The organism is Pseudomonas sp. 05N434 (genome assembly GCF_056396965.1).
Window position 1 is genome coordinate 1 of record NZ_JBFTMK010000829.1, and the last position, 1,453, is coordinate 1,453.

The 1,453-nt window shown below is 49.3% G+C and carries 2 protein-coding genes; both read left to right on the forward strand.

Going from position 1 to position 1,453, the window contains the following annotated elements:
• The first annotated feature begins 79 nt into the window (after nt 1-79).
• The gene (locus tag AC1DLB_RS29830; RefSeq protein WP_477743347.1) at nt 80-481 is read left to right on the forward strand and encodes a phage tail assembly chaperone; all 402 of its coding nucleotides are present in this window, start codon (nt 80-82) and stop codon (nt 479-481) included.
• 332 nt (nt 482-813) lie between these two features.
• Nucleotides 814-1,453 (forward strand): acyltransferase family protein (locus AC1DLB_RS29835; protein ID WP_477786270.1); only part of this gene is annotated, 640 nt, incomplete at its 3' end.

Below are 1,453 nucleotides of genomic sequence, written 5' to 3' on the forward strand. Positions count from 1 at the left end.
TCTGGCATGTGTTAAATACTAAGGGGAATGCCTATGCTCGTATTTTTGTTACCACCCTGAAACCTTCGAATACACCGGCATGACCGACGCTTTCGAATCGCCTTTGGAGCCGGGTATTTTCTTGATCCCGGCAAATGCTACGAAAGTAGAACCGCCTGCGTTCAATAGTGTCGCTCAGATTTGCACGTTCAACGGATCCGACTGGACTATCACCAATCGTCCGGAGCCGATCCAAACCCCAGAAGAGATCCGTGCCGCGAAAATGGCAGCCATCCTAGGCAAGCGCGTAGACGAGCTGTCCACTTCTGATTGGATGATAATCAGGCATCAAGACGAGTTACTGGCCGGCGCAACACCAACACTGACAGCCAGCAAACTCAAAGCCGTTTTGGATTATCGTCAAGCGCTTCGCGATCTGCCGACAGCTGATGGCTTTCCTGAGTGCAGTCTGCCAGTGCTGACGTGGCCGACCTCCCCGTAAACGAGCCCGCAACTCAGATGACCGCCTTGAGCGGTTTTTTTCGCCTGGAAAAAAGGGGGTATTCGAGCAGGTGGCCCCGGACACTGTGAGTAAGTGATCGGTTCAACTGGGGTAGGTCGTGGGCCTGGTTACCGTTAGCGTTACCAGCCTCAGCGCCGACAACACGCTGGCCTATAGCTCCGGCCAACTGAGTCTCGGATCCAGGCGAGACAGTGCTTGCGTGCGATGCCTCCGATTGCCCGTAAATCCTAACGGAGCGAGGTGAAGATAAGGTAGCATTCCGGCCCCCATAAGTTATCGCCAGGATATTACCTTTCATGGACAGTAAGGGCATGATCGACAGCCTGACTTCGCTCCGTTTTTTCGCAGCTTTCGCCATCGTATTGCATCACGCAAAGGGGCTGGTTTTTTCCAGCGAATTCCTAAGTGGGCTCCCACTATCTTCTGGTGTAAGTTTTTTCTTTGTGCTGTCAGGCTTTATACTTAGTTATGTGTACTCTAGTAAGATGGCATATGTAGGGCTTTATAATTTTTATACTTCGCGATTCTCAAGGATATGGCCTGCGCATATTTTTACGCTGATGTTGGTTGTGGTCTTATTTCCTGCGCCTGATTGGGTGCTTGGTGCTAAGGATGGCTGGCTAGTGGCCTTGCTTAACATTTCTCTTCTTCAGTCTGCTGTTCCTGTTCCAGCATACTATTTTTCATTTAATGGCGTTTCTTGGAGTATCTCTACGGAGCTGTTCTTCTATGCGGTATTTCCATTGTTGCTTTCAGGTCTGAATAAAAATTGGCACTTTAAACTGGCGGTTTTGCTTGTTCTGGGCTTGGTGTTCTCTTATATTATCGATCTGTCCGGTGTGAATTATTATGCTCCAGATAAATTGACAGAATTTTCGGCGCACGGCTTGGCCTATATTAGCCCGCTATTCAGGGTTCAAGAGTTTTTCATGGGGATGCTGCTATTTAAGG